The organism is Nonomuraea helvata, from assembly GCF_039535785.1.
GTDB lineage: Bacteria > Actinomycetota > Actinomycetes > Streptosporangiales > Streptosporangiaceae > Nonomuraea > Nonomuraea helvata.
This window is the reverse complement of record NZ_BAAAXV010000009.1, coordinates 1,841,739-1,866,829: the sequence shown is the minus strand read 5'-3', so window position 1 is coordinate 1,866,829 and position 25,091 is coordinate 1,841,739. Positions and strand designations below refer to the sequence as shown.

The 25,091-nt window shown below is 68.0% G+C and carries 28 protein-coding genes; 1 reads left to right on the top strand and 27 read right to left on the bottom strand.

Annotated elements, in window-relative coordinates:
• Positions 1-58: 58 nt before the first annotated feature.
• The 15 genes from ABD830_RS41930 to ABD830_RS41860 form a co-directional block, all read right to left on the bottom strand.
• Positions 59-901 (bottom strand): hypothetical protein, encoded by an 843-nt coding sequence (locus ABD830_RS41930; protein ID WP_344999917.1) that lies wholly within the window; start codon positions 899-901, stop codon positions 59-61.
• Positions 898-1,314, bottom strand: coding sequence for a hypothetical protein (locus tag ABD830_RS41925; RefSeq protein ID WP_344999915.1), 417 nt, complete (start codon positions 1,312-1,314; stop codon positions 898-900). The genes ABD830_RS41930 and ABD830_RS41925 overlap by 4 nt, the downstream gene beginning before the upstream one ends.
• Before the next feature lie 63 nt (positions 1,315-1,377).
• Complete coding sequence (locus ABD830_RS41920; protein WP_344999913.1) at positions 1,378-2,196, bottom strand: DUF4192 family protein; 819 nt, start codon at positions 2,194-2,196, stop codon at positions 1,378-1,380.
• A gap of 68 nt (positions 2,197-2,264) precedes the next feature.
• Positions 2,265-2,822, bottom strand: a complete 558-nt coding sequence (locus tag ABD830_RS41915; protein WP_344999911.1) for a hypothetical protein — start codon at positions 2,820-2,822, stop codon at positions 2,265-2,267.
• Between the two features lie 143 nt (positions 2,823-2,965).
• On the bottom strand, positions 2,966-3,502 hold the full coding sequence (locus tag ABD830_RS41910) for a DUF6349 family protein (protein ID WP_344999909.1): 537 nt from the start codon (positions 3,500-3,502) through the stop codon (positions 2,966-2,968).
• Complete coding sequence (locus ABD830_RS41905) at positions 3,499-4,302, bottom strand: GP88 family protein (protein WP_344999906.1); 804 nt, start codon at positions 4,300-4,302, stop codon at positions 3,499-3,501. The genes ABD830_RS41910 and ABD830_RS41905 overlap by 4 nt, the downstream gene beginning before the upstream one ends.
• 236 nt (positions 4,303-4,538) lie before the next feature.
• Positions 4,539-5,090: a hypothetical protein gene (locus ABD830_RS41900; RefSeq protein WP_344999903.1), complete on the bottom strand. Its 552-nt coding sequence runs from the start codon at positions 5,088-5,090 to the stop codon at positions 4,539-4,541.
• A gap of 407 nt (positions 5,091-5,497) precedes the next feature.
• Positions 5,498-6,598 (bottom strand): ParB/RepB/Spo0J family partition protein, encoded by a 1,101-nt coding sequence (locus ABD830_RS41895; RefSeq protein WP_344999901.1) that lies wholly within the window; start codon positions 6,596-6,598, stop codon positions 5,498-5,500.
• Between the two features lie 163 nt (positions 6,599-6,761).
• Positions 6,762-8,288, bottom strand: a complete 1,527-nt coding sequence (gene dnaN / locus ABD830_RS41890) for a DNA polymerase III subunit beta (protein WP_344999898.1) — start codon at positions 8,286-8,288, stop codon at positions 6,762-6,764.
• A 359-nt stretch (positions 8,289-8,647) separates the two neighbouring features.
• The gene (locus ABD830_RS41885) at positions 8,648-9,025 is read right to left on the bottom strand and encodes a helix-turn-helix domain-containing protein (RefSeq protein ID WP_344999896.1); all 378 of its coding nucleotides are present in this window, start codon (positions 9,023-9,025) and stop codon (positions 8,648-8,650) included.
• A gap of 105 nt (positions 9,026-9,130) precedes the next feature.
• Positions 9,131-9,655: a hypothetical protein gene (locus tag ABD830_RS41880; RefSeq protein ID WP_344999894.1), complete on the bottom strand. Its 525-nt coding sequence runs from the start codon at positions 9,653-9,655 to the stop codon at positions 9,131-9,133.
• Complete coding sequence (locus ABD830_RS41875) at positions 9,652-10,071, bottom strand: hypothetical protein (RefSeq protein ID WP_344999892.1); 420 nt, start codon at positions 10,069-10,071, stop codon at positions 9,652-9,654. The genes ABD830_RS41880 and ABD830_RS41875 overlap by 4 nt, the downstream gene beginning before the upstream one ends.
• 3 nt (positions 10,072-10,074) lie before the next feature.
• Positions 10,075-10,398 (bottom strand): hypothetical protein, encoded by a 324-nt coding sequence (locus ABD830_RS41870; RefSeq protein ID WP_344999890.1) that lies wholly within the window; start codon positions 10,396-10,398, stop codon positions 10,075-10,077.
• A gap of 243 nt (positions 10,399-10,641) precedes the next feature.
• Positions 10,642-10,968 carry a hypothetical protein gene (locus ABD830_RS41865; RefSeq protein ID WP_344999888.1) on the bottom strand — a complete coding sequence of 109 codons (327 nt, stop codon included), beginning with the start codon at positions 10,966-10,968 and terminating at the stop codon, positions 10,642-10,644.
• Between the two features lie 138 nt (positions 10,969-11,106).
• Positions 11,107-11,568, bottom strand: coding sequence for a hypothetical protein (locus tag ABD830_RS41860; protein ID WP_344999886.1), 462 nt, complete (start codon positions 11,566-11,568; stop codon positions 11,107-11,109).
• Between the two features lie 424 nt (positions 11,569-11,992).
• Between ABD830_RS41860 and ABD830_RS41855 the strand changes: the two genes are divergently transcribed.
• Positions 11,993-13,435 carry a multicopper oxidase family protein gene (locus ABD830_RS41855; protein WP_344999884.1) on the top strand — a complete coding sequence of 481 codons (1,443 nt, stop codon included), beginning with the start codon at positions 11,993-11,995 and terminating at the stop codon, positions 13,433-13,435.
• Between the two features lie 196 nt (positions 13,436-13,631).
• On the opposite strand, the gene ABD830_RS41850 is transcribed toward ABD830_RS41855, so the two are convergent.
• The 12 genes from ABD830_RS41850 to ABD830_RS41795 all read right to left on the bottom strand — a co-directional run bounded on the left by ABD830_RS41850 (position 13,632) and on the right by ABD830_RS41795 (position 25,035).
• Complete coding sequence (locus tag ABD830_RS41850) at positions 13,632-14,474, bottom strand: LLM class flavin-dependent oxidoreductase (RefSeq protein WP_344999882.1); 843 nt, start codon at positions 14,472-14,474, stop codon at positions 13,632-13,634.
• Positions 14,475-14,942: 468 nt separating this feature from the next.
• Positions 14,943-15,410, bottom strand: coding sequence for a hypothetical protein (locus tag ABD830_RS41845; protein WP_344999880.1), 468 nt, complete (start codon positions 15,408-15,410; stop codon positions 14,943-14,945).
• Complete coding sequence (locus tag ABD830_RS41840) at positions 15,407-16,756, bottom strand: recombinase RecT (protein ID WP_344999878.1); 1,350 nt, start codon at positions 16,754-16,756, stop codon at positions 15,407-15,409. The genes ABD830_RS41845 and ABD830_RS41840 overlap by 4 nt, the downstream gene beginning before the upstream one ends.
• Positions 16,753-17,697 carry a YqaJ viral recombinase family protein gene (locus ABD830_RS41835; RefSeq protein WP_344999876.1) on the bottom strand — a complete coding sequence of 315 codons (945 nt, stop codon included), beginning with the start codon at positions 17,695-17,697 and terminating at the stop codon, positions 16,753-16,755. Before ABD830_RS41835 ends, ABD830_RS41840 begins: the two co-directional genes overlap by 4 nt.
• Positions 17,698-18,031: 334 nt before the next feature.
• Positions 18,032-18,802, bottom strand: a complete 771-nt coding sequence (gene istB / locus ABD830_RS41830; protein ID WP_344999873.1) for an IS21-like element helper ATPase IstB — start codon at positions 18,800-18,802, stop codon at positions 18,032-18,034.
• Positions 18,802-20,181 carry an IS21 family transposase gene (istA, locus tag ABD830_RS41825; RefSeq protein ID WP_344999871.1) on the bottom strand — a complete coding sequence of 460 codons (1,380 nt, stop codon included), beginning with the start codon at positions 20,179-20,181 and terminating at the stop codon, positions 18,802-18,804. Before istA ends, istB begins: the two co-directional genes overlap by 1 nt.
• 472 nt (positions 20,182-20,653) lie before the next feature.
• A complete protein-coding gene (locus ABD830_RS41820; RefSeq protein WP_344999868.1) occupies positions 20,654-21,607 on the bottom strand; it encodes a hypothetical protein in 954 nt (317 codons plus the stop codon).
• A gap of 416 nt (positions 21,608-22,023) precedes the next feature.
• The gene (locus ABD830_RS41815; RefSeq protein WP_344999865.1) at positions 22,024-23,082 is read right to left on the bottom strand and encodes a zinc finger domain-containing protein; all 1,059 of its coding nucleotides are present in this window, start codon (positions 23,080-23,082) and stop codon (positions 22,024-22,026) included.
• Complete coding sequence (locus tag ABD830_RS41810) at positions 23,082-23,381, bottom strand: hypothetical protein (RefSeq protein WP_344999863.1); 300 nt, start codon at positions 23,379-23,381, stop codon at positions 23,082-23,084. The genes ABD830_RS41815 and ABD830_RS41810 overlap by 1 nt, the downstream gene beginning before the upstream one ends.
• Positions 23,382-23,388: 7 nt before the next feature.
• Positions 23,389-23,739: a hypothetical protein gene (locus tag ABD830_RS41805; protein ID WP_344999861.1), complete on the bottom strand. Its 351-nt coding sequence runs from the start codon at positions 23,737-23,739 to the stop codon at positions 23,389-23,391.
• 76 nt (positions 23,740-23,815) lie between these two features.
• Entirely contained in the window at positions 23,816-24,343 is a 528-nt protein-coding gene (locus ABD830_RS41800; protein ID WP_344999859.1) for a RusA family crossover junction endodeoxyribonuclease, read from the bottom strand.
• A gap of 122 nt (positions 24,344-24,465) precedes the next feature.
• The gene (locus ABD830_RS41795) at positions 24,466-25,035 is read right to left on the bottom strand and encodes a hypothetical protein (RefSeq protein ID WP_344999857.1); all 570 of its coding nucleotides are present in this window, start codon (positions 25,033-25,035) and stop codon (positions 24,466-24,468) included.
• Positions 25,036-25,091: the final 56 nt, after the last annotated feature.

The following is a 25,091-nucleotide window of genomic DNA, read 5'->3' as shown; positions in this document are numbered from 1 at the left end:
TCGTCCTGCCTTCCGCGTGGTCGTGCACGATGTGAGTCACAGATCAGGTTCCTTCCGGTCAGAGGGCGAACAGCTCGTATTGCTGCTTGGGGTACCTGCGATGCCAGCTGTGGTTGCGGACGGTGCACCCTTCGTGGCCGGTCGGCACGATCGCGAGAACGGCGTGGACGGTGACACCGGACGGTGTGAACGCGTCCCGGGGCAGCGGCACGAACTCGCCTTCGTTGCCTTCCACGTGCCACCGGAACTTCTTGGTCGTAAGGTCGCTGCGCCAGAGCACGTATTCCGGCATGACCGACACCAGAACTGCGTCGTCGCCGAGGAACCCCAGCGCGTGCTCGACATGGGCGACCGCGTCGTTGAACGGCGGGTTCATGACCACACGGCTGAACCCCTCCGGGTAGTCGAGCGGGTGCACATCGGTCAGGAAGTCGCCGTGGACGACACGGCGGGCGAAGCCCTGTCGGTGCAGTACTTCGACACGGCGGGCGTCGATTTCGACGACATCGACCACGGCGCCGCGGGCGGCGGCTGGTCCGGCGATGCAGCCGGTCCCGGCGGACGGCTCCAGCACGGTCAGTCCCGGGCGTTGGTCGCTGATGCCGGCGTGCTCCAGGAGCTTCTCGACCACAGGCGGCGGGCTCGGGTACCAGCCCTGCTCGTACCGGGACGGGAACTCAGCCGACGCGATCGCCTGCCGCATGAACTCCTCGACCTGGTGGCCGAACACATGAGCGCGGACCCTCTTGCGGCGGTCCCACCTGCCGCCCGCCATCCGAAGGATGTGGTCGACACGTTCGTACAGTGGCCTGTCCAGCTCGAATGGAATCCGCACGCGGTCGCCAGCGATGATCACGCGCGGGTCGGCCAGCACGGCGAGCACGTCGTCGGGGATCTTCACCTCTTGCCGCCTTCCACCCGCTGGAGGAGGGCGCGAACGACGTCGGCCAGATCGGCTGCGGCGGCGTGCTCGTCGCCGCACGCGCTGTCGGCGGCGTGTTCCCAGGCGGTCAGGCGATCCTCGGGTTCGGCACGGGTGGCGTCCGGCAGGACGGCTTCCCGCACGGGACTCGGCTGGACGTGGCTCCCCGCGGTGAGCGTGCCGTCGTCCCAGACTTCGGCCAGGGTGGCGCGTCCTCGCGAGCTCAGGACGACCAGCTCGATCTGCCAGTAGTCCCCGCTTTCGCCGTCGATGGCGCGGGTCTCGAAACGCGCCTCCTTGTCGTCGTCGTTGATCCTTTCGGCGGCTTGCTCTCCGTCGGCCGAGAGCTTGATGGTCGCGGTGGCGGGCACGTCGAAGACGAACTTGAGCATGTTGGTCCTTCCATGTGGGTGGTGTGCCTCGGGGCGGGTTCACCCGCCCCGGAGGGCGGGCGGTCAGGCGGGCGGGATGTCGGCCGGGCTGGAGGTCATCGCGTCGAGGGCGGCCAGGACGTCGGCCAGCGAGTCGAGCCGCCGTCCAGGCTGGGATCTGGCGTGGATGTAGAACGCGTGGACGAGGCCGCCGTCGCTGTCGTAGGTGATGGTCAGCGCCTTCCCGCCTCGCTCGTAGTGGGCGGAGTCGGTGGTGGTGAAGCTGACGGCGAGGCCGCTGTCGTGTGCGGCTTGGGCGACGGCAGTCCGGGCGGTGAACGGGTCGTGTCCGGTGTTCGCGGCAGGGCCCCTCTCGGTCAGCGCGTGGTACAGGCGGACACGGCGGAGCAGCGGGATTGCCCAGATGTGGCGCGGTTGGACGTCCGGTAACGGGATGTTGGACACGTCGAAGTCGGCGTGAACGGTGCGGACCCGCAGCATCCCCTGCAGCAGGTGGGCGACCCGGTAGCCGGGGTCGCAGATGAGCGCCGTCTCCAGGGCTTCGGCTCCCTGCCTGCTGTCGCCGGCGACGAACGCAGCGCAGGCGGCCAGGGTGGCGACGGGTGCGACGAACACCGGCTCGGTGCGCATGGCCAGGTTGGTCCACGCGTTCGATCGGTTCGCCGCGTTGGCGGGATTGATGGCCTGCAGAGCCATGTCGCGGATCCGGTCGATGTGGAGGGCCAGAACGAGGGGCAGCTCGTACGGCTTGGCCAGTTCGCCAGCGTGGAAGGTGTCAAGCAGGCGCAGGCCCTCCTTGACGAAGGCGTCGATGTTGGTGGTCGCGGCTCGCGTTGCGGCGTCCACGGTGGCGGTGATCTGGGCGTGGTTCGCGGCGGTCATGGGCGGGGCCTCCTTGAGGCATGGGTGGGAGCCCCGGGGCGGGTGCCCCGGGGCCGGAGGAAGGAAGGTCAGATGAGGCCGCCGCGGATGGCGTACCAGCGGCCGAACGTCTCGCCGTACTCGTTGTGCTGGCCGTTGTCGACGATCTCGACGTCCGGGGAGTAGCCGCTGTCGGTGCGGACGGCGACTGCGGTGACGGTGGCGACGTTGCCGCCGCGGAGCTCGGCCTTGGCGGGAGCCATCACGTAGCCGATGTAGCCGCCCTTGAGGTCGCCGACGGTGCGCGCGGCGTCGGCGGCGCGGGCGCGGCGGGCGTCGCTCGCCTTGGAGGGGGTGAACCACTGGCCGGTGATCCGGCCGCGCTCGTCGAGGAGCGCGAAGTAGGCGCCCCACTGGCCGTGCATCAGCTTGGCGCGCACCAGGTTGCCGTTCAGGTCGAACAGGGCGGGGAACAGGGCGACGCCGCCGGCCTCGGTGATGTCGGCCTGCAGGCGGGCCTCTTGGGCGTTCAGGCTGTGGGCCCACTGGCTGAGAGCGCCGTCGGTGTCGCAGCGCTCGAAGGAGTCGTAGGCGGCCTGGTCGTCGCGGTTGGCCTGGTCGCGGAGGGCGGTCGCGCTGGCGGACATTCGGGCTCCTTCGGGGTTTGTGGGGCTTATTGGTTATAGTGATCATCATAACTTTTTATGATTTTGATAGCAATGTAAATAGGCCTGAGAAACGGCTGTTTTTGCAGGTCAGAGCAGGTGAAGAGCCTTCGCCTGTCGGGGCGCTAGAACAGCGACGTCTGGATCGCGGGCAGGCTCCTCGACTTCTTGGGGTCCGGCCGCATTACCGCCATCAGGTAGCCGCCGCCTGGTGCGAGGCCGGGCACATGCCGGCTCCCCAGGCCGTGACGCAGTTCGCGTACCGGCCCCTGCCGATCCAGCCACCCGGCTGGGTACACCGCGCGCACCTGCTCCTTCCAGCGGGCGAGCGGCTGCGGCTTGTCGGTGTAGGGCCGGTGCACTACGACCGGCATAGAGCGCCACCCGGGATAGGCGTGATCGCAGCCGTCCTCCACCGCGAGGCTCTCGTCCTCCCGAAGCGGGCCCTCCTCACCGCACCCGCCGCAGTACGACCTGTACCGTGGCCCGTGCCTTGGCCCATCGTCGGTGTCCGTCGTGGGCAGCCGGCCTTCGGCATTGCCGCGCTGGGCTCGGGTGGTGATGTTCCGGACGGTGACGCGGCAGTCCCCGCCCTCGGGCGGGTCGGGGTGGGTGATGGCGATGCGGATGTGCTGCTCGTGATCAGGGGCGGGCTGGGTCATAGCGGTTTTCCTCTCCGTGAAGCCCTGAGTGCGCGCTTGCGGCGGTCGCTCTCCTGTTGCATCTGGCCGAGCGTGCGGTTGCCCAGGAGGCGCACCGCCGTCGGGATTCGATTGACGGACATCCCGACTGGGCTGGGGCCCCGCACCGCCAGGAGGTCGGACGGCGCCTGCGAATGCCAGCCGGCCTCGGTGATCGCCGCTTCGGTGGGGAACACGTCGGCGACCCGGTCGGTGGCGAGGTCCAGCATGGCGTCGTGCTTTCCGCCCAGGGAGTAGACCCAGGCCAGGTTGGGCGGGGGCTGCGGCTCCACCATTCGCTTGAATCTCCTCACTTCCTTCGTATAGGCGTAGAAGAACACCTCGCGTCGGGCGTCGATGATGCGCAGCCAGGCCGCAAGGTAGGCGTCGCTGAAGAAATCGCCGGCGTCGTGGATGCGGACCGCCGCGCCGCGGAAGCGCCGCGCGCCGAGTTCCGCTCGCATCACGCGCTCCCACCCTTCAAGGTCCTCCACGACGAAGCGGAGGTTGGCCACGTGCCGCTCGAGCACATTGCGGAAGCGGTACGTCCCGAAGAGGGCGTAGCAGATGTCGGCGCAGGTGCCTGCGGACGGGCACGTCACGATCTTCCGCCCGGACGGCAGTTCGGCGGCCAAGGCGGGTAGCGTCCAGTTCCAGATGCGTTCAGGGTCGCGTCTCAGCCGCGAATTGCGCATGAGCAGCCTGCTCGGGCGCTCGGGCGCCGGTCGGGCCGGTGGGAGTTCGAACAGCGCGCCTTGAACGCGGTTCACCTGCCCACTCACGGCCTGTCCCCTCGTGCGCAGTGCGGAGCGAAAGCCGGGAGCCTCTTACCGCTGCTCTGCCGAGGGCTCCGGGGCGCGGGCTGGTGTGCGGGCATTGCGGCGCCTTTCGGTGGGCCGGAGGGTTGGGGAGCAGACGCCGCAGTTCGTATCGAGATCGCAAGATGTGGCGCCTTTGATATGGCAGTGGAGGCAGGAGGCGGCTGTGAGGAGCCGCCCGCGTAGTCAAGGGCGGCGCGTCACGACGCGTTGAGCCGCCCGGCCAGGGTCTCCATCTCGCTGCGCGATCCCTGCAGCGCGGCCTGCCCCGGCTTGGCGCGGTAGGCCAGACCAGTCTCCAGGTCGAGCAGGTGCCAAGGACCGGGGCTGGTGTAGCACATCACCTTGTATCGTTCGGGCACGTCGTACGGCGGCTTCCGCTGGTCCAGCGTTGGGTTGCACGTCATCAGCCATCCCGACCGCTGGCGGTGGCTCCTCGTCAGGTACAGCCTCTTGCCGCCTTCGGCGAGACAGCCGCGCATGAAGTCCAGGTCGCTGATGTCGTTCCTGCTCTCGACGCTGGTTACGGGATCGTTGGGCGTGAAGGTCAGCGTCATCCGCGTACCGATCGTGCGGCCTTCGTCTCCGAGGGCGGCGAGGATGGTCTGCGGGCCCGCGTTGAATCGCAAGCGGCTGCCGTCCTGTGATATCTCCATGGCGGCGGTCGACTCGGCCGCCACTGCAAGTTCGGCCAGAGCGATGACCTGGGCCAGTTCGTAGGCCACGGTGTAGCCGGGTTCCACGGTCATCATTGGAATCTCCTTTCCGCGCGTGGGCGGTGAGCCGGCCGCGCGTCGCAGTCGTGCGGTCTGGCACTGGGGGGCGTCACACCAAGGGCTCTCGCGGCGGACGGTTCCGGTCCAGACGAAGGCGCGGGGCCGTGCGAGGCACCAGGCGCAGGCGAATGCGGCTTGGTGGACAGTGAACGGTGTGACGGTGATGGGGAGGGACCAGCCGCGGGCGGCACGGAGCAGGCTCACCACGCGGGCGTTGCCGACCGGGTCGGCGGACAGAGTCCATGTCGTGTCGAGGTATGTGACGCGGTAGAAGCGGTAGAACCGGCGTGTCAGCGTGGCGGCCCTCACGGCTTCCTCCTTCCTGGCGGACCTTCGGGGGCGACCATGTCACCCCCGAAGATTTTTATGATTTTGATACTCTTCTATGCGTGGTTGATCGCGGTGGAGTCCTGCGCGTCTTCCGTGGAGGTCTCAGGCGCGACCTGCGTGCCGCCCGCGCGGACGGCAGCCGCCATCTGCGCGTCGCGCAGGGACTTGTTGGCCTTGACGGCCAGGCTCTGCAGGTGCGTAATGCGCTGGCGCTGAGCGGCGAGCCCGCCGGGGGCTCCCGCCAAGAGCAGGGCCAGCTCGCCGGGCTCCATGGTGGCGATCTCGGACAGGACCGTCCCAATCTCGGACATCCGGTCGATCTTGCCGAGGAGCTTCTTGCGCTCTACCGTGATGCGTTCCTGCTCGTCGTCCGACAGCTGGGCGAACAGTGGCTCCTGGCCGTCGTCGGCGAGCGCCTGGGCTGCCTCTTCGGCGTCGGCGAGGACGAACATGGCGCCCTGCTCAGCCTGGCGCTTCTCTTCGGTCGCGCACGCCTGGGCGAAGGCCTCGGCGTCCCGTGCGGCCGGGAAGTCGCCTCGCACCCATCGAGACAGGAACCGGACCTGGTTGTCGTGGGCGAGCTGGGCGACGTACCAGGCGAGGTTCACCGGCAGATGCCCCTTGGCCACCGCGTCCTGGACGGCGGGGGCGAGCTTGAGCAGGTCGATGCGCCAGCCGACGTAAGCCGCCGACTTACCGCACATCTCGGCGACTTCTTCCACCGAGTACTCTGCGTCGACCAGGCGCTTGAACGCCTTGGCCTCCTCCATCGGGGTCATGTCGGCCCTCGCGACGTTCTCGGCGACCTGCTTGGCGAGCGTCATCGGGTCGCCGTCGGCGACGCCGAGGTGGACGTTGGCGCGCAGCTTGGTGATGCCGGCGATCTGGGCGGCGCGCCAGCGGCGCTCGCCGGCGATGAGGAGGTACGTGCCTTTGGGGCCGACTCGCACGGCGATCGATTCGAGCTGGCCGAGCTTCTTCATCGAGGCAGCCAGTTCGTTCAGCTTCTCCTCGTCGAAGTGCTCGCGCGGCTGGTCCGGGTCGGGGAGGATCGCGGAGACGGGGATGGTTCTGGCGACGATCTTTCCGGCGTCCTTCGTGGCCTCCGGCGCTGTGGTGGTGGCCTGGCCTTCGGTGGTCGGGCTGGTGCTCACAACTGTCTCCTTGGGTGGGTGGCTTGTACTGATTGAACTATCATTATCATAACTTCTTACGATCATGACGTACAGAGTTTTCGGGGGTTTGAGCTGCGAAAACGCTGGAGTTGCGGAGGTGCGCGCCCTCCCGATGGTTACCGGGCGGGCGCGCACTCGACAGTCAGGCGACCCGCATTGGCATGATCAGGTACGTGTAGCTGTCCATGACGTGCTCCGGTATCTCACCGCCCTTCTCCGCCGGGACGACGCCGACGAGCACGGTGGGTTTGGTCGGCTCCGTCATTCGGAACCTCGTTACCGGACACCGGACGGCGGACAGGCCCTCCAGCAGAAGCTCGTAGTTGAACGCGATGGCGAAGGTCTCCTCCGGCCACCCCACCGGCAGCTTCTCGAAGGCGTGCGAGTCGCCGTCGCCGGCCGACACCAGCAGGCTGTTGTCCTTGTGGAAGGCGAGCCGAACCGGTGAACCACGACCGGCGACCAGCGTTACCCGCTTGACTGCTGCCAGGAGCTGAGCGGTATTCAAATCCGCTTCGTACGGAAACTCGGGCGGCACGAAGTTCCGATACTTCGGGTATTCGGGTTCGAGGAGCCGGACGGTCGTGCGGCGGCCTCCACCCGAGATGCCCAGTAGCTGGCCGCCGTGCTCGGCGTCACGGGTCACCCCGATCTCCACATCGTGCACTGCTGCGAAGCTCTTGGATGCGGAAGCGAGCAGCCGGCTCGGAACCACCACCGCGGTGGTGATATCGGGCTCTGCTGACCGCCACGCCAGCTGGCTCACCGCCAGGCGGAAGCGGTCGGTTGCCGCCATGGTGACCGCGTCACCTTCGATCTCGAAGCGCACGCCCGTGAGCATGGCCAACGTCTCGTCCTTCCCTGCCGCGACGACGGTCTGGCCGACTGCGGTGGCGAAGGCATGGCCTGCGACGCGGCCTGCCGGGGGCGGCATCTCGGGCAGATCCGGGTAGTCCTCGACCGGCATGGTCGTCAACGTGAAGTGGGCGTCCCCGCAGGAGAGGGAGACCTTGACGCCGTCGATGCTGCCGTACACCTCGTAGTCGGCGAGCGCTTTCGTGATCTCAGCGAGGAGGTGGCCGGGCAGGAGCAGTTCCGCGGGGCGATCAGTCGACACGTCGATGATCGCCTCGGCTGAGGCCTCGTAGTCGTACGCCGACAGCTTGAGCTTGCCGCCCGCGAGGTCGAGACGGATTCCAGCAAGCGCTGGCACCACTGGGTTCTGCGGCAGGCAGCGGGCGACCCACGACACCGCCTGGGCCAGCTCCTCCCGCACTGCTCGGAAGTGAACGGGTGGCGGTGCGTCCTTCTTCCTCCTGGGTCTCGGCCTCGTGGGCTTCGCCTCGACATCTGTCTCCGGTTCGGACTCGGCCTCGCCTACTTCGGGCTCAGCCGTAGGCTCGGGCTCAGGTGCGGTGGCGGTCGCCGCCTCGGCCTGCGGCTCGGATTCGGCCCCGGGTTCGCCATCCGCGTTGGCGGCCGGCTCGTCCTCAACCTCAGGTCCGATCGCCGTCTCCGGTTCGGTCTCGAGCTCGGCCTCGGGGACGAGTGGGTCCTCCTCCGGTTCGGGCTCTGCTGTGAGCGCCGACTGCGGCTCGGATTCCACCTCGACCTCCGGCGTGGACTCCGCGCCGGTGTCGACGTGTGGCGCGGATTCAACCTCCGGCATGGGCTCGCCTTCGGGTGATGGCGCCGTCTCTTCGGTGGCCGCGGTCTCCGGCTCGGGCTCGCCCTCCTCCGCTGGGGATGGGGGTGTGGCCTCCGGGGCAGGCTGCTCCTCGGGGACGGATTCGGCCGTGGCCGCCTTCTCCTTCTTTCCACTTCTGGGCCGAGGGCTGCGTCTGCGACGCTTGGTCTCGGCCGCGGCGTCGGGCGTGGGCTCGGCGTCCGGTACGGGTGGCGCGGTCTCGGCTGGGGCCTCCGTGCTGGGGTCCATGTCGGTGGGAGCATTCGCCGTTGGGGGCATGTCAACCTCCTTGAGAAATGCGGGAGCGGCTGCCCGGGTGGGCAGCCGCTGTGGGCGGGCCGTCAGGCGGCCCGTGCGGTGCGGGCGGCGCCGATGAGCGCGACGGCCGCCCGGTGGTAGCAGGGCCGCTGCTTGCGGCCGGCCGGGCAGGTGCAGTTGGTGCGGTGCACCAGGTAGGTGCAGCTGCCGTCGCTGGATACGGCGGTATACATGCCGGGCCTGGAAGTGGCCAGGATGCCGCCGAACTCCAGCAGGTCGCGTGCCTTGCCGACGGCGGTGGACGGGAAGTCGGCCAGGTCGGCGAGGAAGGAGATGACCCACCGGCCTGCCCTCTTGACCGCCGCGAGGGTGCCGTTCTTGGCCCAGCGCTGAACGGTGCGAACGCTGACGCCGAAGGCGGCTGCCGTCTCGGAGGTGGTGAGCGTGATTTCGGTGGCCATCTCGGACTCCTTTCACTTAATTGATCATGTTCCAACCATAACATTTTATGAATTTGATAGCAAGTTGAATATGGCTCTGACCTGCGGAAATAGCACGCTGGAGCTCTATCGCTCTCCGGCCGGCTTTGCCGCATCCGATTGATGGAGATCATCTTGGTTCCGGCGAAGTGGCCGATGCTGGAGGTCAAACAAGTCGAGCTGGCCAGTTCGCGCCTGCCCTGGAAAGTCGGGGTCGCCGGGCAGCACGGCCCCCGGGTCGAGGGTCGGATGAGGGCGAAATCTCTCCCAGGAGCGGTCTGCGTGGTGGACGCAGCACGAGCCGAGGTGCCACTGGCAGCCGTCGATGAGGCGTCCGCCCGCCCGCCGGGCGAGATACCAGCCGCGTTGGTGCCTGGAGGCGAATATCCGTCCCTCGGTGATGCTGTCGGCGGGGAAGGACAGAAGGTTTCCGCAGCCCGCGATCTCACAGCCGAGCCTCACCCGGGCCAACTTGGTGTCGGCCTTGTTCGGGTGCCTCGCCGCCCACAGGACGCGAGCAGCCGAGACGGTCTCGACGGCGAACGCTTTGTCGTCGTCGCACCCCATCACGGTGGGGTGCTTCTCGCATGTCAGGAGAATCAGGGCGGTCATGATCGCGCCGCCTCCGGTCCGCCGTTTCCGGAGGCCACCCACCCGTACCCGTGCTCCTTCTTGCGAGGGTCGCGGGCGATGAGAACGAGCGGCGCCCAGAACATCGGGGTTCCGTCGGGGGTCTCGAATGTCGAGGCCCTGTCCGCAGCCCAGTTGTATGTGATCTTGATCATGCCGCTGACGTCGATCTTTCGGTCGATCGACACCACCGTGCCGAGCACCCACGCGTGGACCGTTCGATGGCCACGCCGGTGCGAGTCAGCCCGGCCTGGCGCGGAGACCCTGAAGGTTACGCCGGCCAGCGTCACGTTGTCGGCTTTCCCAACCACCCGGCCCTTTCGGTCCCCGCGGAGCGCGACGATCGACCAGGCGTGAGTGTGCAGGTCCCAGTACAGCTTGATCCGGTCACCGAGCATGGCTTAGCCCTCCTGTCCATCGTCGCTGCGGCTGCAGTCGGAGCCGCGCGGCCCGAGCTGCCAGGGGTCGTTCGGGTACGGGTACAGCGGCTCCTGGTCCAGGTCGTAAGCGGTGTGCTTCAGGGCGTCACGGCGGAAGACGCTGACGAGGCGGTAGTCGTCGCGGTCGGCGCCGATGGCGTATCGGTAGTGGCCGTCGTTGACGCGCTTCTTGCCGGGCAGGACGTGGCCCTCGTAGGCAAACCTTGCCCACCTGACCAGGGCTGCGCGGGTCGGCTCGCGACGGACGATCCCGTCGTCTTCGTTGACGATGTACCAGTGCGTCATGTCACGCTTCCTCGCGGCGGCGTGGCGCGTCGCCCACGACGGCGATCACTGCGAGCTTCCTCGTGCCGTTTCTGCTGCATCCGTTGCAGAAGTTGGTCTCGAAGGGGGTCCGATCCCGGCCTCGGCGCCGGGCCACGCGCACGCGCTTGTCCGCATGGCCAGCGCACTGCGGCACCTGGCACCAGGTGCGGCCCTGTTGGTCGCCGCATGGTCCGCTGCACGCGAGCCAGTACCTGGCCATCGTCACACCGCCTTACGGAACACGAGTCGCCGGATCTCCGACTTGCGGTACCGGTACTGGCCGTTGGTGATGGCTTCGTCCTCGTAGTACTCCTTGTCGAGTTGCTCCATCGCGGCGACGTAGTAGGCGGCCAGCACTTCGCCGATGGTGGGGGTGCGGCCGTGGCGGACGGCCCGACGGAACGTCAGTTCGTGCTCGCTGATGTCCTCTGGCGTGTTCTCCAGCAGGCTGGTCCAGCGCTGGCGCTTGAGCGATTCGACGGCTTCGGCCAGCGTCCATTCGCCGAGGGCGTGGGGAATCGTCATATCGAGGGTGATCGAAAGATTCATAACTTCATCATAGGATTTTATGATATTGATATCTATAGTGAACGGGCACGGATTGGACAAAAATCGCAGGTCAAGACATAGAGTCGACGACGCCCCTGCGCCTGGCAGGCTGCAGGGGCGTCGATGTCGCGGGCGACGTCACTCCGCTGGCGGTTCGCCGCGCACCGTTACAACGCGCTTCTCCTCCAGGAGGGCGGTGTACTTAACGAACGCGTTCGGCTCCGCCATCTTCACCGCCTCACCGATCTCTTTCCACGTCACCTCGAGGGCGCGGGCGGCGGCCACGGCGAGCAGCTCGGCCCGCACCGCCTCCTTGTGCTTTCTGACGGCGTCCCGGACAGCGGCGAGCGCCAGCAACTCAGGGTCGGGCTCGTTCTCCCACGTGTTCGCCGGCTCCATCTTGTCAACGGACGGCTTGTACTTGCGGGTCGCGTTGGAGGGCTCCACGCCGAGCTCGTCGGCAATCTTCTTCCAGGTGACCCGCACACCGCGTGCATCGACCACGGCTTGCGTGACGGCGGCCTTAGCCGCCTCCTTCTTGTCGTAAGCCTCCTTGAGGCCCACCCGTGCGGCTTCCCTCTCCGCCCATGCCGTCGCCATATCGGCAGCGTCACACAATATGATGTTGATATCAAATCGGCGATCGTCAAACGGACGTTTTCGGGGCGGCAGGTCACGTGTGCGCTCGCCGCGGGCTGGGCGTCTCGTGGCCCGAGCCATCGCGGCCACCCTGTTCGTTGCGGGTCGGGCCGCTGGCGGGGGTTCAGGTAGGGGAGCGCCACGGGGCGTCCAGGAAAAACTCCGGCGCCTTCTGGCCCATCTTGAGAACCATGTCCCCAGCGTGGTCGTCGAAGCCCGTTCACCCGGGACAGGACCGGAGGGCCGTGCCGCGCGCCCTGTAGCACAGCCTGCTCCAACGGCGGTCGGGACCGGCCAATCTTTGTGAAAATGCGGGTCAGCTCCAGTGTGGGCGGGCCGACGCCGGGCATCCACGTGGCTGTCCACGTCGTTGACAAGGAGCGCCATGGCCCTGTCCAGAGCCGTCCTCTTGCTGGGGCTGGCCCTGCTGGTGGCGACCGGCTGCGGCACCGCCGCCACGATGGAGGCCGTCCCCGGCGGTCCTGCCGGTCCGGCGAGTCCGGCCACCCCGACCGCGCAGGCGCAGCCGGCCTTCCGCCAGCCGCGCGAGTTGTCGAGCCGCAACGGCCGCCTGCACGTGCGGCTGGTCGTGGAGCAACGCGTGGTACGGCTCGCAGGCCAAGACATCCGCGCGTTGACCTACAACGGCGACTACATGCCGCCGACGCTGCGCCTGTTTCCCGGCGACCGCCTCGACCTGGAGCTGGTGAACCGGCTGGGCGAGCACACCAACCTGCACACGCACGGCTGGCACGTCTCACCGAGGGACAGCTCCGACAACATCTACCTGCACATCATGCCGGGCAAGACCTACCACTACACCTACCGGCTGCCCGAGGACCTGGCACCGGGCACGTACTGGTACCACTCCCACGCGCACCCGCTCTCGGAGGCGCAGGTGTTCGCCGGGCTGTCGGGCGCGATCGTGATCGAGGGGCTGAACCGGTACCTGCCGTCCGACCTCCATGACACGGCCGAGCTGCTCATCGCGCTGAAGGACTTTCAGGTGCACGCGGGGGCGATACCGACGGCGAACATCGACAGCAACGCTCCGACCACCCGGACCGTGAACGGGCTCATCAATCCGATCATCCACATCCGGCCCGGCGAGACGCAGATGTGGCGGCTGGCCAACATCGGCGCCGACATCGCCTACAACGTCCAGCTTCAGGGCGTGCGCTTCCACGTCATCGCCCAGGACGCCAATCCCGTTGCCAGGGTTTGGAGCACCGACATGCTGCTCATGCCTCCTGGCAGCCGGTGGGACGTGCTCGTGCAGGGGCCGCCGGCCGGCCGTACCCGCCTGGTGACCCAGCCCTACAGCACCGGCAAGGACGGCGACTCCTACCCTGAGGCGACCCTGGCCACCCTGGTGTCCGCGGGGCGCGCCGTGACGCCCGCACGCCTGCCCACGACGTTCGCGGCCCGGTACTTCGACGACCTGAGGAAGGATCCCATCGCCCAGCGGCGGGTCATCACGTTCTCGGAAAACACCCGCGCCGACCAGTTCTTCATCAACGGCAAGTTGTTCGATCCGAACCGGATCGACGTGCGGGCGAGGCTGAACACCACCGAGGAGTGGCGGGTGCGCAACCTCGCCAACGAGGAGCACACCTTCCACGTGCACGTCAACGATTTCCAGGTGATCAGCGTGAACGGCAGGCCGTACGACGCCCGTAACTGGCAGGACACGGTGCAGCTCCCCGCACGCGGCGAAGTGGTGATGAGGACGAGGTTCAGGGATTTCGTCGGGAAGTACCCGCTGCACTGCCACATCCTCAACCACGAGGACCGCGGCATGATGGCCAACATCGAGGTCGTCCGCTAAGGGCGGTTACCGGGTCGGTTGATCTGGTAGACCCGGCGGCGGTAGGTCTGCGGCATGCTTCGGCCATAAGGGCCGCCCGATGGCCGCCATGCCGGGACTCCCTCAGGCGAGGCGAGAGACGCCTCCGGACGGGCCGTTCACCGCCTCCAGCCTGCAGCGGCCACGCAGGTCGTTGCGGGATGTCGCCGGTGGCGGGTCAGGCCACGAGGTCGGCCAGGCGATCGACTTGATCCGGGTCGTGAGCCCAGCAGTAGAGCATCACCTCGTCGGCGCCGAGATCGGCGAACCCGCTGATCGCGCTGCGGATCTGGTCCGCAGTCGTCACCATATGGACCTCGTACGAGCCGGCCAGGGACGCGTAGTAGGAGTCGATCGCCTGCTTGGCGTCCTCGACCACGCTCTGCGGCCCCAAGACCACGTTGACCTGGCCGACAAGGCGCGGCCTGCCCGCACGTCCGGCCGCGGCCCACTCCTTTTCGGCCGTGCGGAACAACTGGTCGGTGCGCTCGACGGGCGTGGCGCTGAGATAGCCGTCGCCCCAGCGCGCGACGCGCTTGAGAGCAGCCGGGACGAAGCCGCCGAACAGGAGCTCCGGACCGTTCTCGCGGGCGGGGGCAGGGCCGATGGGACCCACCTGATCACCGTAGGGTCGACCCGACCAGATCCGCTTCAGGACCGGCATCATCTCATCGACCCGGCGGCCCCGCATCGCATACTCCGCGCCCACCGCCAGAAAATCCTCCGGGCGTGCGCCCACGCCGACACCAAGGGTGAGACGCCCGCCGGACATCCGGTCCAGGGTCGCGCTCTGCTTGGCCAGCAGCACCGGCTCGCGCACTGGCGCGAGCAACACCTCGGTCTGCACGCGGATCCTGGTGGTGGCTGCGGCGATAGCGGCCAGAGTGACCAGCGGCTCGGGGTTGTCATAGACGATGCGATCGAGCAGCCCCAGCGTGGTGAACGGCCCGGCTTCCGCGCGCCGCGCCCAGGTCAGCAACGACGGAAGGTCGCTGATCGGCAGGCCAAGACCAACCTTCATGGCTTCTCCACCTCCGCGACAGCGCCACCACACGGGTTCTCGTCGTATGGGTGTGCGCCTGTTCGCAGGGGTCCACCCGACTTGAACTCTAAGTAGTCTATCAGTTGCATATTGTGACATCAGTTCAGGCGGGCGCTAAGGAGTCGGGAAAGGCGCGACGTTCGTCTTCACCTTGCAGGCCACGGAATCCGTCAGGTTGAGGTGAACAACTGGGACCGGCAGCGTGCACACGTACTTGTCAAACCACAGCTCAGTGCATACCGCCGCCGACAGGTTCATCCGGAACGGACAGTGGTTCCTGTCCGCCCGTGAGGCGTCTCGTGGCCCTGGCCATCCCGGTCACCCGTTCGTTGCGAGTCGGCCGCTGGTAGTGGTGGGTGCTCTTCGTCGCGAGGCTGCGGTCGGCGAGATGCGGCGGCCCCGGGGCGGGGCCGAGGCCGCCGATCGGTCGTCCGCTTCGGCCGAGCGTCAGGGCTGACAGGCGTCCCTGGCGTGCGCGTACGGGGGGCAGAACCGCTCGTCGCGGGGCACAATGTGGATCGTCGCGTCAGGGCCGATCGCCATCTCCCAGGTGCCACAGACGGCAGTGCGGGTTTCATGGCCGAGTTCGTTGCGCAGGGACCCGAAGTAGGCGTCGAAGCGCTCCACCGGGTAGTGCCGTCCGACGTGGACGATCACGTCGCCCTCCGTCAGCTCCCTTCCTTTGATCGGCGTGCCGAGTGCTGGGCTGTCCTGGGCGGGCGCCCACAGGCCGGGCGGCGGTGTCAGCTGCGGTGGTGGCGGCTGGTTCGCTGCTTCCAGCTTCCTGGCCTGGTCCGCCTGCCGGCGGGCCTCCCGGCACCCGCACTCGTCGTTCAGGGGTATCCGGCGTCTCTGGTGCTGCCGCCAGCCCCGCACCGTGCCGTGCTCGATGCCCGTCCGAGCCTTGGAGGTCATGTCACGCCTGCCTTTCGTTGGTCGGCCGCCGCCTTGACCGCGGCGTCCCATTCGGCTGTCTGGCCCTTGCACGCGGTCAGCACGTCGGCGATGTCGCCCAGCTCCCCGTGGGTGACATCCGCAGGGGTGCGAACGTCCCGCCCGAGCAGCGTCGATAGGTCGCGCACCCGGCGCTCAGCGCTGAGCAGCGAGTCAAGGCCGTCGAACAGGGCGACGATGCGCTGTTCGGCCTCTTCGCGGTCCGGAGTGAGGACTGCGCCATCGATGGGCAGTGCCTCAATCGCCGCGATCACCTTGGCCGCCTGCTCTTCGGACAGCTGCCGGGCCGACCGGCGCTCGCCGATGGTCCGCTGCACCAGGTCCAGCGCGGCCTCCTTGGTCATGCCGCGCTGGCGCATCAGCCGGGCGATGCGCCGGTCTTGGTCCGGGGTGATGCCGCCGTCCCGCTTCGGAGGCCGGATCACGGCCGCTTCGCGGACGGGGGTCCGCGGGTCGATTGGTGGCGGCTCATCGGACGGATGCCTGGTGACGCGCGCCGGGTCCGCGTCAGGGTTGAGGTCGGTTCGGAACCCCTCGTCGACGGCCAGCGCCGTGGCCAGGTCGAGAGCGATCGGGATCTCCTTGACAAGCCGCGCCCGGATCATGGTCTTCTTCCCCATCGGGATGAAGTGCCTGATCCAGGTTCCAGCGACGACCCGACGCCCGTTCTCCCACCTTCGGTGCATGGCGTAGAGGTCGCGGTGCTCCTCCATTTCGGCAAGGCTCATCGGCTCGGTGAGGATGCGTTCGGTGCCATACGGGCCTTGGATCTTCGCCAGCGCGTAGAAGCCGATCACGGGACCGCGCGGTACTCCCAGCGGCGGCGGCTTGTGGGTCAGCAGGTTCTCGCCTATGTCGATGTCGAACGTGTCGGCCGCGTGGACGACTTTCGACTCGACGGCCACCACCTTCGGATGCCGGTATGCGAGATCCTTGTAGCCCTGATAGCCGATGATCAGCTTGGCGTCCAAACGGCCGTTTTCCTCGCCGTTGCGGAACGGGAGCAGCCACGCGTGGCCGAGTCCGGGGACGCCGGGCCGTAGGCCGAGGCTTGCGCACGTCATCATCGCGCCCACGAACGTCGGCCGGTGGACCAAGGCCAGGTCCTTGGTGTCGCGCAGGCAGTTGAGGGCGTCCTGCATGATCTGCTGCAGCGTCGCGCCGCGCGGCAGCACCGCCGCCAGGTGGTCGCGGTGGCGGCGGACCTCGGCCGTCATCTCCTCGATCAGTTGCAGCTCCTGCCCGGTCGGCTGGCCGGGCCGCTGCGGTTGGGCTTGCTCCCAGGTCTCCTCGCGGTAGCCGCTCATGCCGCGCACTCCTGCGGCGCGGGGATGGGGATGCCGGCGATCTTCTCGTCGGGGCGCAGGTACGGGGTGCGGGCAGAGGACAGCTGGCGGCGGGCCACCCGGTAGCCGTCCCACAGCGCGCGGCGGGCCTGCCCCATGAACGCGGCCACCTCGGTGTTCGCGGCCTGAACGCGCTTCTCGGCCGCCTCGAGGCCGAGGTGGGCGTCGATGTACTTGTAGGCCAGCTCGTGCGGCAGGATCACCGAGGCGTTCCGGTCGATCTCGGGATGCAGCTTGAGCACCGCCGCGTAGGTGGCAGGGTGGTCGTCCAGCTCCGGCATCTCATCCCAGAAGAGGGAGGCCAGGAAGTCTTCGGCGGCGTCGCGCAGGATCGCCGCCTCGACGGGGTCGTGCTCGATGACGTATTCGCGGAACGTCAACCGGTCGTCGAGGAGGACGACCCGCCAGCGGGGCAGGCCGAACACGTCCATGTACCACCGCACCTGGGCGCGGTAGTAGACGGGCACCTGGCTGGGGTCGTTGCCAGGGCGTCCCCAGCCGGAACCGGCAGCGTCGGCGTCAGTTTTGAACTCGGCGCCTTCCACCAGGGCACCGTCCTGGTAGCAAAGCGCGTCGGGATTGGCGAGCTGGTAGTCCCGCTCCTGATGCACGTACGTCCCGGCGGTGCGAACTTTCCATTCGGGATGCTGGGCGGCGAACCACCTCCGTACGGTGGACTCCAGGAGGTGTCCTCGGGCCTGCGCCTTGGTCTCTTTGCTGGCGGGGATGAGTGCGGCCATCTCGCACCAGATGGAGAATTGCGACTGCCACGGGGACAAGCCCGCGATCCCGGCGATCGTCGATCCTCCGACTCGGCCTTCGCGGGCGTTGCGCCAGTTGCGGCTGCCATGCCGGAACCGGCCGAGCAGCCGTGCCGTACCGGCCTCTAACGTCGCGGTCATCGCTTCTCCCCGCGCGGCGCCTCGCACAGCCTCTCGACCGTGACAGCTTCCGTTCCTGGCATCTCGGCTTCCTTTCCTTCCCGGGATTTATATCTTGATCATAACTAATTATGACTTCGACATTCCAGGTTGGCAGAGGCCGAGCTGTCCTCGGCGAGCGATGCGACGGTGGTTCGACTTGGGGGTGCGCCGGTGCTGGCCCGGGCGGGTGTGTGCTGGCAGCCGATCCGAGCAGTCCGGCTCCACGCAGGCTGGTATCGCTCCGCAGGTGTCCGGGTACGACCTCATCTGGCGAGTCGCGTACGACCTCACGTCCTGAGTTCGGCTGGGTTGATCATGCCACTTCTGAACCTCCCTTGATGGTGGTGAGCCGGTTCTTCAGCCGGTAGCTTGGCCCGTTAATGGAGACGACCTCACAGTGGTGCAGGAGCCGATCCAAGATTGCGGTGGCCAGGACGTCGTCTCCGAACACGCTTCCCCACTCGCTGAAGGCTTTGTTGCTGGTCAGCAAGATCGTCCCGGTTTCATATCTTTTCGAGATGACTTGGAAGACCAGGTTGGCTTCGTCCCTTTCCAGGGGCAGGTAGCCCACCTCGTCCAGGACCAGGACGTTGGGGCGGGTGTAGGTCTTCAGCTTGGCGGCCAGACGGCCGATGGCGTTGGCCTCCTTGAGCTGGCGGACCATGTCGTCCAGCGTGGTGAAGTAGATGGAGAAGCCGGCCTTGCAGGCCGCGACGGCCAGGCCGACGGCGAGCATGGTCTTGCCCACCCCAGGCGGCCCCAGGAAGGCGGCGTTGGCCTTGGCCTCGACGAACGACAGCGCGGCCAGGTCCTTGATCTTGCGCGGGTCGAGGTCGGGCTGGAAAGAGAAGTCGAACTCGGTGATCTCCTTGTGGTGGGGCAGCTTCGACAACCTGAGCGCGGCGCGGAAGCGGCGACCGTCGCGGACGCCGTGTTCTTCTTCCAGGATCAGGTCCAGGAAGTCGAGGTAGCCCATCTTGTCGGCGTTGGCGCGGGCGATGAGCTGGTCGACGCTGGCGGCCAGGTGGGGCAACCCGAGCCGGGTGGCGTGCGCTTTGATGCGGTTGGTGACCAGCTGCGACATCAGTTCAGTCCTTCGGTGATCGGGGTGGAATTCAGGCCCGCGGCCAGGTCGTAGGCGGCCAGCGGGCGCCGGGCGACGGGGATCTGCGCGGCGGCCGAGCGTTTCAGCAGCGCGGCCAGGCCATCCGCGTCCTGCTCGACGGGCTGGCCGGTGGCGAGGCTGGAGGGGACGGGACCGCTGGTCGTGGCGCGGGTGTGTCCGTCGGGCAGGCCGTCCCAGTGCTTGGGGTCGACGACCCACGTGCCGGAGACGGTGGCGCGCTGGTGGATGGCCAGCAAAGCGTCCGCGGCGCTGACGGCGGCCGGGTCGCAGATGGTCACCTCGCTGCCGGTGACCCGCAACTCCACCTGCTGGCCGGCGCGCACCCGGCGGGCGGGAACGGAATACAGACAGCCGTCGAAGGAGATCAAGCAGTCCTTGCCGACCCGCCGCAGATGCCGCTCGGCCACCAGATAGGAGCTGGCGGGCAGGGCTGCGAGTGCATCATGATCGCGGACGGCGCGCGTTCCGATGACCTCGCCATGGGTGCGGTGCACCGTGCCACGCCGGATCGGCACCCAGGCGGCGAAAGCGGTGTCCAGTTCGCCGATCGAGGTGAAGCTCCGTCCGGCCAGTACGTGATCGCGCAGGATGTCGACCTGCCGCTCGACGCGGCCCTTCCCAGTGGGCCGGTGAGCAGCCAGCACATCGATGTCGAAACCGTAGTGCCCGGCAAACGCCACCGCTTCGGGATGCAGCGGGACCGCTTTGCCCGGGGCGACGTGCTGACGGACGACGGTCTTGGTCCGGTCGTAAACGATCACGCCTGGGACGCCGCCGAAGTGGTCAAACGCGCGCCGGTGGCACTCCCAGAAGGTGGCCAGGTCCATGCTGGTGGTGAAGCAGCAGAACGGGTCGCGTGAGTAGGACAGCACCATATGGAAGGAGTAGACCTTCGCGATGCCCATGTGGGCCAGGATGCCGCCCTCGTCGCCCCAGTCGACCTGAGCTTGGGCGCCGGCGGTCACCTCGAAGCGACGGTGCAGCCCGGCCAGGTCGTCGAGGCTCAGCCCGAGCTCGGCCCGGATGCGGGGTCGGGCCTCGGCACAGAACATCTTGATCCGCTGGTAGTGACCGTTCCAGCCGTACTCGGCCTGGAGCCGTTCGTGGATCACCGACGCTTTCAGCCCGATGTCGGCCCGCAGCCAGCTCTCCACCACGCCTTCCAGCGGCTCGAGCTTGCGCGGCTGGGTCCCCTTGCGTGACGGCGCTGAGGGCGGGACCGCACCCTCAGCCTGCAGATACTTCTTAACGGTCTTCCAGTCGTGCCCGGTCTCCCGAGCTATCGCGGCGATACTCACGCCCGCTTCATGCAGGGCGCGGAAGCGACGGATATTCATCCAATCCCTCGAATCCAGGATCATTGAGCGTGGTCATCCTTCGATCTCGTCTGCTTGCCGGCTGACAGATCGAAGGATGATCACTAACTCAGCTCGAACACGTCAATGACATGCCGACCCTCTGGACGTGAGGTCGTACCCCGTTCGGGAGATGAGGTCGTACGCGGACAGCAGGTCCCGCTTGTCGCAAGGCTTGAGCGCAGAGCTTCGGCGTCGGGATCGGGGATGCTGTCACCCGCGTCAGCGCTCTGCAGACGTTGGGCCAGGAGCTCGCGCGCCAGGGCCGCCCCTCGGACGTAGTCGCCTTTTCGGCTGGGTTTGGGAGGGCGATCGAGAGGCGGTCGCCAGCCACGTGCAAGGAGGTCGGTCACATAATCGGCGCCGATGGACCAGGCGCGTTCGGTTGCGATGTACGGGGTGAGCCGACGGGTGAGCTCGCGCTTGGCCAATTCGATCTCGTCAACGCGTTGGTTCATCGTCTTCTCCCCGGATGGCAGGTCGGGCAGGGGCCAAGGTCGCGGCCGTCGGCGTCCTCAAGTCGGCGCGCGGGAGAGCATTGGCCGCAGCGCGGACTTGGCTGCTGCGGCGGAGGCTGCTGGGACCACCAGGGGCCGTCGTACAGCACTCGGCCCGGACCTTGCGTTGAGGGGTCGGCCGCCACGGCGAGCAGTGCGCGCTCCAGCTGCGGCCACACGGTGCTGGCCAGCTTGGGGTCGTTCAGCACCCGGTGGATCGAAGATGCCTGCCATTCCGGGCGAACGCGCAGCACCTCGGCCACCAGCGCATCCCGACGTGCGGCCTGCGCCTCTGCTGGCGCTGCGTCGCCGGCAGGCGATGGGGGGTTGGGGGGAGGGGGATTCTTCGGAGAAGAATCCAACCCTGTCTGTGGCTCTGTCTGTGACTGTGTCTCTGTCTCTGTCTCTGTGCGATCCGACCCAGATCCGAGCGAATCGCTGGCTGCGATCGCCCACCGATCACGTCGAGCGATCGCATCCCGACAATGGACACAGCCCTCCAAGTCGAGCTTGCCCCGCCGCTCGTGCCAGCGCCGGTGGTTGCCGACGGTGGCGGCGCGGGCGGTGCGATCGGCCTTGTCCTCGACCGCTGCTTGAACCTGGGCTCGGGACTTGTTGCGCTTGAGGTAGGCGGGCACGTACCAGCCGCCGTCCACAGCCTTGATGAGGCCCACCTCGACCAGCCGGTCAGCGTCCCTCTTACTGCGGGCCGGACTGTCGGGGTAGGTGAGGATGCCGAGTTGCTCGGTGGGGACGTGTCCGTCGGACAGGTTGCGCTTGGCGTAGCAGAGCATCTGCACGTAGAGATCGCGGATGCTGCGGGCGTCGCGGCCATAGCGGGCGAGGGCGCGAACCTTGGGGTCGTCCGCGAAGTCCACGTTGAGCTGGATGTGGATCTCACCGCGTGCCATGAGTGTGGATCTCCCGGGTCGGTTGAGGCGGAGGCGAGGGGTCAGGAGGTCGCGCGGGCACCACGCCGCGGCCGGCGGAATTCGCTTAAAGCCGCTGCGGGGGCGATCTGCCAGGGCGCGATCAGGCCCCAGGCGTCGATCGGGGCGGGCGGGTCGGCGAGGGGGTTCCAGGAAGGACATGAGCCGCAGTAGCACCGGGCCGGCGCGCAATATCCGCCGGACGGCTCAGGGCGGCCGGCTATCGCCGCTGGGGTGTGCTGGGGGCAGCGCCACCCGATGATGTACGGCCGCGCGGGGCGGTCACCGCACCGGCGGTCACCGCCCCAGTGGCCACATGCCTGCTGTCTATCCCTCATCACGGGCAACGTCGCCGAAGCCGCGCTCGCCGATGGCGCACAGGGCGCGCTCAGCCAGGGTCACGGGTCGGCCCGATGCTCAGCCGGTGTGTCGTCGTCGGCCTGGTCGACCGCCGCGGTGGCGGCCGTTAGGCGCGGCCGGTGGAACATCTCGGCCACCCGGCCCGTCCGCGTGGTGCACGGCTTTCCGGGCTCGGCGCTGCAGCTGGTGCACGGCTGGCGGGCGGCCTCCTGCTGGATAGCCAGGGCACGTTCGGCGGCGCGCCGGTCGGTGGCGCGGGCTGACTCCCACCGTTCCAGGCCGGGCAGCCCGGCGATGCCTGTCAGGTACGGGATTCCCGGCTCCTCAGGCTCGCCCCAGCCCGCCGGCCTGGCCAGCGAACAGATCTGCCAGTTGGACAGCACGGTCGGGTTCCGCTTGCCGGAGGAGTCCAGCGGCGTTTCCAGCGCCCGTAGTCCCCACGGGCGACCAGGGGAGAAGGCGGGGCGTAGCGGCCGGTTCTCACTGATGATGGCGTCGGTCTCAGCCAGCGATTCGGCCAGGCCGTTGACGCCCGTGGCGTAGCTGTCGAGCTGGTCGCAGAGCTTGCGCAGCTCGACTGGCACGGTGGGCCGCTCGGCGGCGACCGAGAGCTCGCGCAGCCGTAAGGCGATGGCGTCGAGTTCGACAGCGATCTCGTCGAGGCGGAACCGGCCATCCGCGGCGGGCGAGGCGTCAGCGGACGCGCCGATGGCGATGGTCAGCGCCTCGGCCACTTCCCTGCCGACGAGCTCCTCCTGGAGACGTCGGCGCTCGTCCAGCCCGTTCAGCCCTTCGGCACCGAACAGCATGAACGCGGCCACCTCATCCTGCTCAGCCGGCCGCAGGGCAAGGGATGTCTGCGGGTGCGCAAGCAGGGCGAAACCGAGCTCGCTCAACAATTCCTCGCTGTCGAGCACCCGAGCCTCCTCGGTTCCGCCGAGGGCGAGCCGCCATTGCCGCTCATCGCCGACCAGATGCGGAACTACATCGAGGTCCTGCTCCCACAGGGCGGTATCGAGCGTGTCGGTCGGGACGCCGACGGCGGCTGCGGCACGGCGGTATGCATCGCGCAGCGCCTCGCTGGTGGTTGGGGGCATCAGTACGGAGCCTCCTCCGGCTCGTAGCTCTGGGGCGGCTCAAGCTCCCATCGCTGGACCGGTCGAGGACGGCTGCGGGCCGCGGCCGTCCTGGCGATCTCCTCGGAGGTGGGGGTGATGGCGTAGACGGCGCTCGGCCCGTAGAACTGGGTGATCGGCGGCTCATCGGCAGCGCCCGCGATGTCGATCCGCAGGAACGACGCACCGGCGATCTCCTCCGTTGTCACGTGCCCAGCCAGGCGGCGATGGCCGAGCAGTTCGAGGATGACCCAGCCGATGTCGGCGCTTGGGTTGGTCATGGGCGTGTTACTCCTCGGGCTGCACGATGCGGTTGGGCAGTCTGGCTATGTGGCGCGTGACCTGCTCACTGTCGAGTTCGGCGAGCGTGCCGCTCGTGGTGCGCAGCTGGAACATCGCCTGCTGTGCGCGGCGTAAGGCGTCCTCCTGGTCGCGGGTGGCGATCTCCAGGCCCGTGACGCGCAATTTCACGGTCGGCGCCTTCTCTTCTTCGGCGGCAGTTTCCGCGCGCTCGACCGAGGTCAGCTCGACGATGGCGACGACCGACGAACCGAGGCGGTCGTACAGGGATCGGGTGTGCGGCAGGAAAGAGTCCTCCAAACGTTTGAGGATCTTGCTGTCGAGTTTGGGTACTGGCATCGGAACTCGTCTCTTGATGGGATTTCCCCTGGTGGGGCGACCAGAACGCGCGTTCGGTTCAGCGGTTGCCTGAGCGTCACGGGGCCCGCCAGACACGGATCACCGCGCCGGGCGCAGGCAAGGCGCCAGGGTCGCCGGCGTAGCGCTTGTGGCAGTCGTGGTAGCCGACCACGCGGGCGTCGTCGGCCCACACCTTTGCCGCGGTGAGTGCGTCCTCGCTCGACCGGACGAGCTTGCTCAGGTCGGGATAGACGGTGGGTTGAGGGCGTTTCACGCTTGCGCCTCGCGGCAGCGAGAACACGAACTGGGCCACCAGCGCCTCGTCGAGTGGCTGCCAGCGAGGCAGATCCAGCGCGGCCGCCGCCGGGGCCATGGCTTCAGCCGCTGCTGCTGCTACAGCATCCCGCCACGGCTTGACCTTCGCCGAGGACTCTTCCATGGCGACTCGTCCGGTGAAGACGCGTTCGCTGCCTCGCCCACCGCGGTAGATGGGGTGCGCCTTCTTGCTGCCCTGAGGGCCTGGCGTGCCGTAGGCCACGATCGTGATCAGGGGACGCCCCAGGCCGGGAGCGGGCGTGTCGGTGGGATACGCGTCGGCGAGCACGGCCAGGACGTGAGCGCGGCAGCGAGGGCAGCCAGCCGACATCGGTAGCGGACATTCGGCAGCGTGCTCGGCCAGCTGTTCTCGGAGCTGGGCGGCATACGGTTGGTGCCCGGTAGGCGGCATCATCCGGCATCACGGCCCAGGGGTGCGGCCGTCATGCCGAGCTGCCGCAGGAGGTCGCGCAGTTCCCGGGCGGCGGATGGCAGGCTCGCGGGCACCTCGCTCAGCCGCTCCCAGGACTCGGCCAGTCCGGTGGTACCGGTGATCAGTAGTTCCAGCCGATCGCCGACCGTGTCGCGTTCGCGGCACGCCCTGTCGAGTTGGGATTGCAGCACCGCCGCTGCGTTCTCAGCTGTGGCGGTTGTGGCCGTAGCGATGGCCAGCTCGAAGCCGATGTGGTGCAGCTGGTGCGCGAGCTTGCCGAACTCAGCCAGCTGCGTCGAGACAATCTGGCGGGCGTCGTCGCGTTCGGCTGTCAACCGCTCGACCTGCCAATGATGATCCAGGATCAGCTGGAGCTTGGGTTTCCACAGCAGGGCAGGTAACCGCTTGTGCAGATTGCCTGCGGCCCGTGGGTTGCCGTCGGACCCTTGTGGGGCGCCGGCGAACAACCCGAGGAGGAAGGACGCGACGCCGGTGACCACCAACACGACGAACAGCACCCCGAGGTCAGCCTGTTCCAAGGCGATCATGACGTACGCCTCCGGGTGATCGCCGCTATGCGGGCTCGTTGCTGCGCTGGCGTCGG

Coding starts and splice junctions, on each gene's coding strand:
- ABD830_RS41815 (WP_344999865.1), bottom strand. CDS start 23,082: ATGCCCCCAACCACCAGCGAGGCGCTGCGCGATGCATACCGCCGTGCC.
- ABD830_RS41855 (WP_344999884.1), top strand. CDS start 11,993: ATGGCCCTGTCCAGAGCCGTCCTCTTGCTGGGGCTGGCCCTGCTGGTG.
- ABD830_RS41795 (WP_344999857.1), bottom strand. CDS start 25,035: ATGATCGCCTTGGAACAGGCTGACCTCGGGGTGCTGTTCGTCGTGTTG.
- ABD830_RS41920 (WP_344999913.1), bottom strand. CDS start 2,196: ATGACCGCCGCGAACCACGCCCAGATCACCGCCACCGTGGACGCCGCA.
- ABD830_RS41865 (WP_344999888.1), bottom strand. CDS start 10,968: ATGAATCTTTCGATCACCCTCGATATGACGATTCCCCACGCCCTCGGC.
- dnaN (WP_344999898.1), bottom strand. CDS start 8,288: ATGCCGGAGGTTGAATCCGCGCCACACGTCGACACCGGCGCGGAGTCC.
- ABD830_RS41875 (WP_344999892.1), bottom strand. CDS start 10,071: ATGCTCGGTGACCGGATCAAGCTGTACTGGGACCTGCACACTCACGCC.
- ABD830_RS41870 (WP_344999890.1), bottom strand. CDS start 10,398: ATGACGCACTGGTACATCGTCAACGAAGACGACGGGATCGTCCGTCGC.
- ABD830_RS41845 (WP_344999880.1), bottom strand. CDS start 15,410: ATGACCTCCAAGGCTCGGACGGGCATCGAGCACGGCACGGTGCGGGGC.
- ABD830_RS41820 (WP_344999868.1), bottom strand. CDS start 21,607: ATGGCACGCGGTGAGATCCACATCCAGCTCAACGTGGACTTCGCGGAC.
- ABD830_RS41850 (WP_344999882.1), bottom strand. CDS start 14,474: ATGAAGGTTGGTCTTGGCCTGCCGATCAGCGACCTTCCGTCGTTGCTG.
- ABD830_RS41900 (WP_344999903.1), bottom strand. CDS start 5,090: ATGATGACCGTGGAACCCGGCTACACCGTGGCCTACGAACTGGCCCAG.
- istA (WP_344999871.1), bottom strand. CDS start 20,181: ATGAATATCCGTCGCTTCCGCGCCCTGCATGAAGCGGGCGTGAGTATC.
- ABD830_RS41860 (WP_344999886.1), bottom strand. CDS start 11,568: ATGGCGACGGCATGGGCGGAGAGGGAAGCCGCACGGGTGGGCCTCAAG.
- ABD830_RS41810 (WP_344999863.1), bottom strand. CDS start 23,381: ATGACCAACCCAAGCGCCGACATCGGCTGGGTCATCCTCGAACTGCTC.
- ABD830_RS41880 (WP_344999894.1), bottom strand. CDS start 9,655: ATGACCGCCCTGATTCTCCTGACATGCGAGAAGCACCCCACCGTGATG.
- istB (WP_344999873.1), bottom strand. CDS start 18,802: ATGTCGCAGCTGGTCACCAACCGCATCAAAGCGCACGCCACCCGGCTC.
- ABD830_RS41915 (WP_344999911.1), bottom strand. CDS start 2,822: ATGTCCGCCAGCGCGACCGCCCTCCGCGACCAGGCCAACCGCGACGAC.
- ABD830_RS41885 (WP_344999896.1), bottom strand. CDS start 9,025: ATGGCCACCGAAATCACGCTCACCACCTCCGAGACGGCAGCCGCCTTC.
- ABD830_RS41835 (WP_344999876.1), bottom strand. CDS start 17,697: ATGACCGCGACGTTAGAGGCCGGTACGGCACGGCTGCTCGGCCGGTTC.
- ABD830_RS41925 (WP_344999915.1), bottom strand. CDS start 1,314: ATGCTCAAGTTCGTCTTCGACGTGCCCGCCACCGCGACCATCAAGCTC.
- ABD830_RS41840 (WP_344999878.1), bottom strand. CDS start 16,756: ATGAGCGGCTACCGCGAGGAGACCTGGGAGCAAGCCCAACCGCAGCGG.
- ABD830_RS41910 (WP_344999909.1), bottom strand. CDS start 3,502: ATGACCCAGCCCGCCCCTGATCACGAGCAGCACATCCGCATCGCCATC.
- ABD830_RS41805 (WP_344999861.1), bottom strand. CDS start 23,739: ATGCCAGTACCCAAACTCGACAGCAAGATCCTCAAACGTTTGGAGGAC.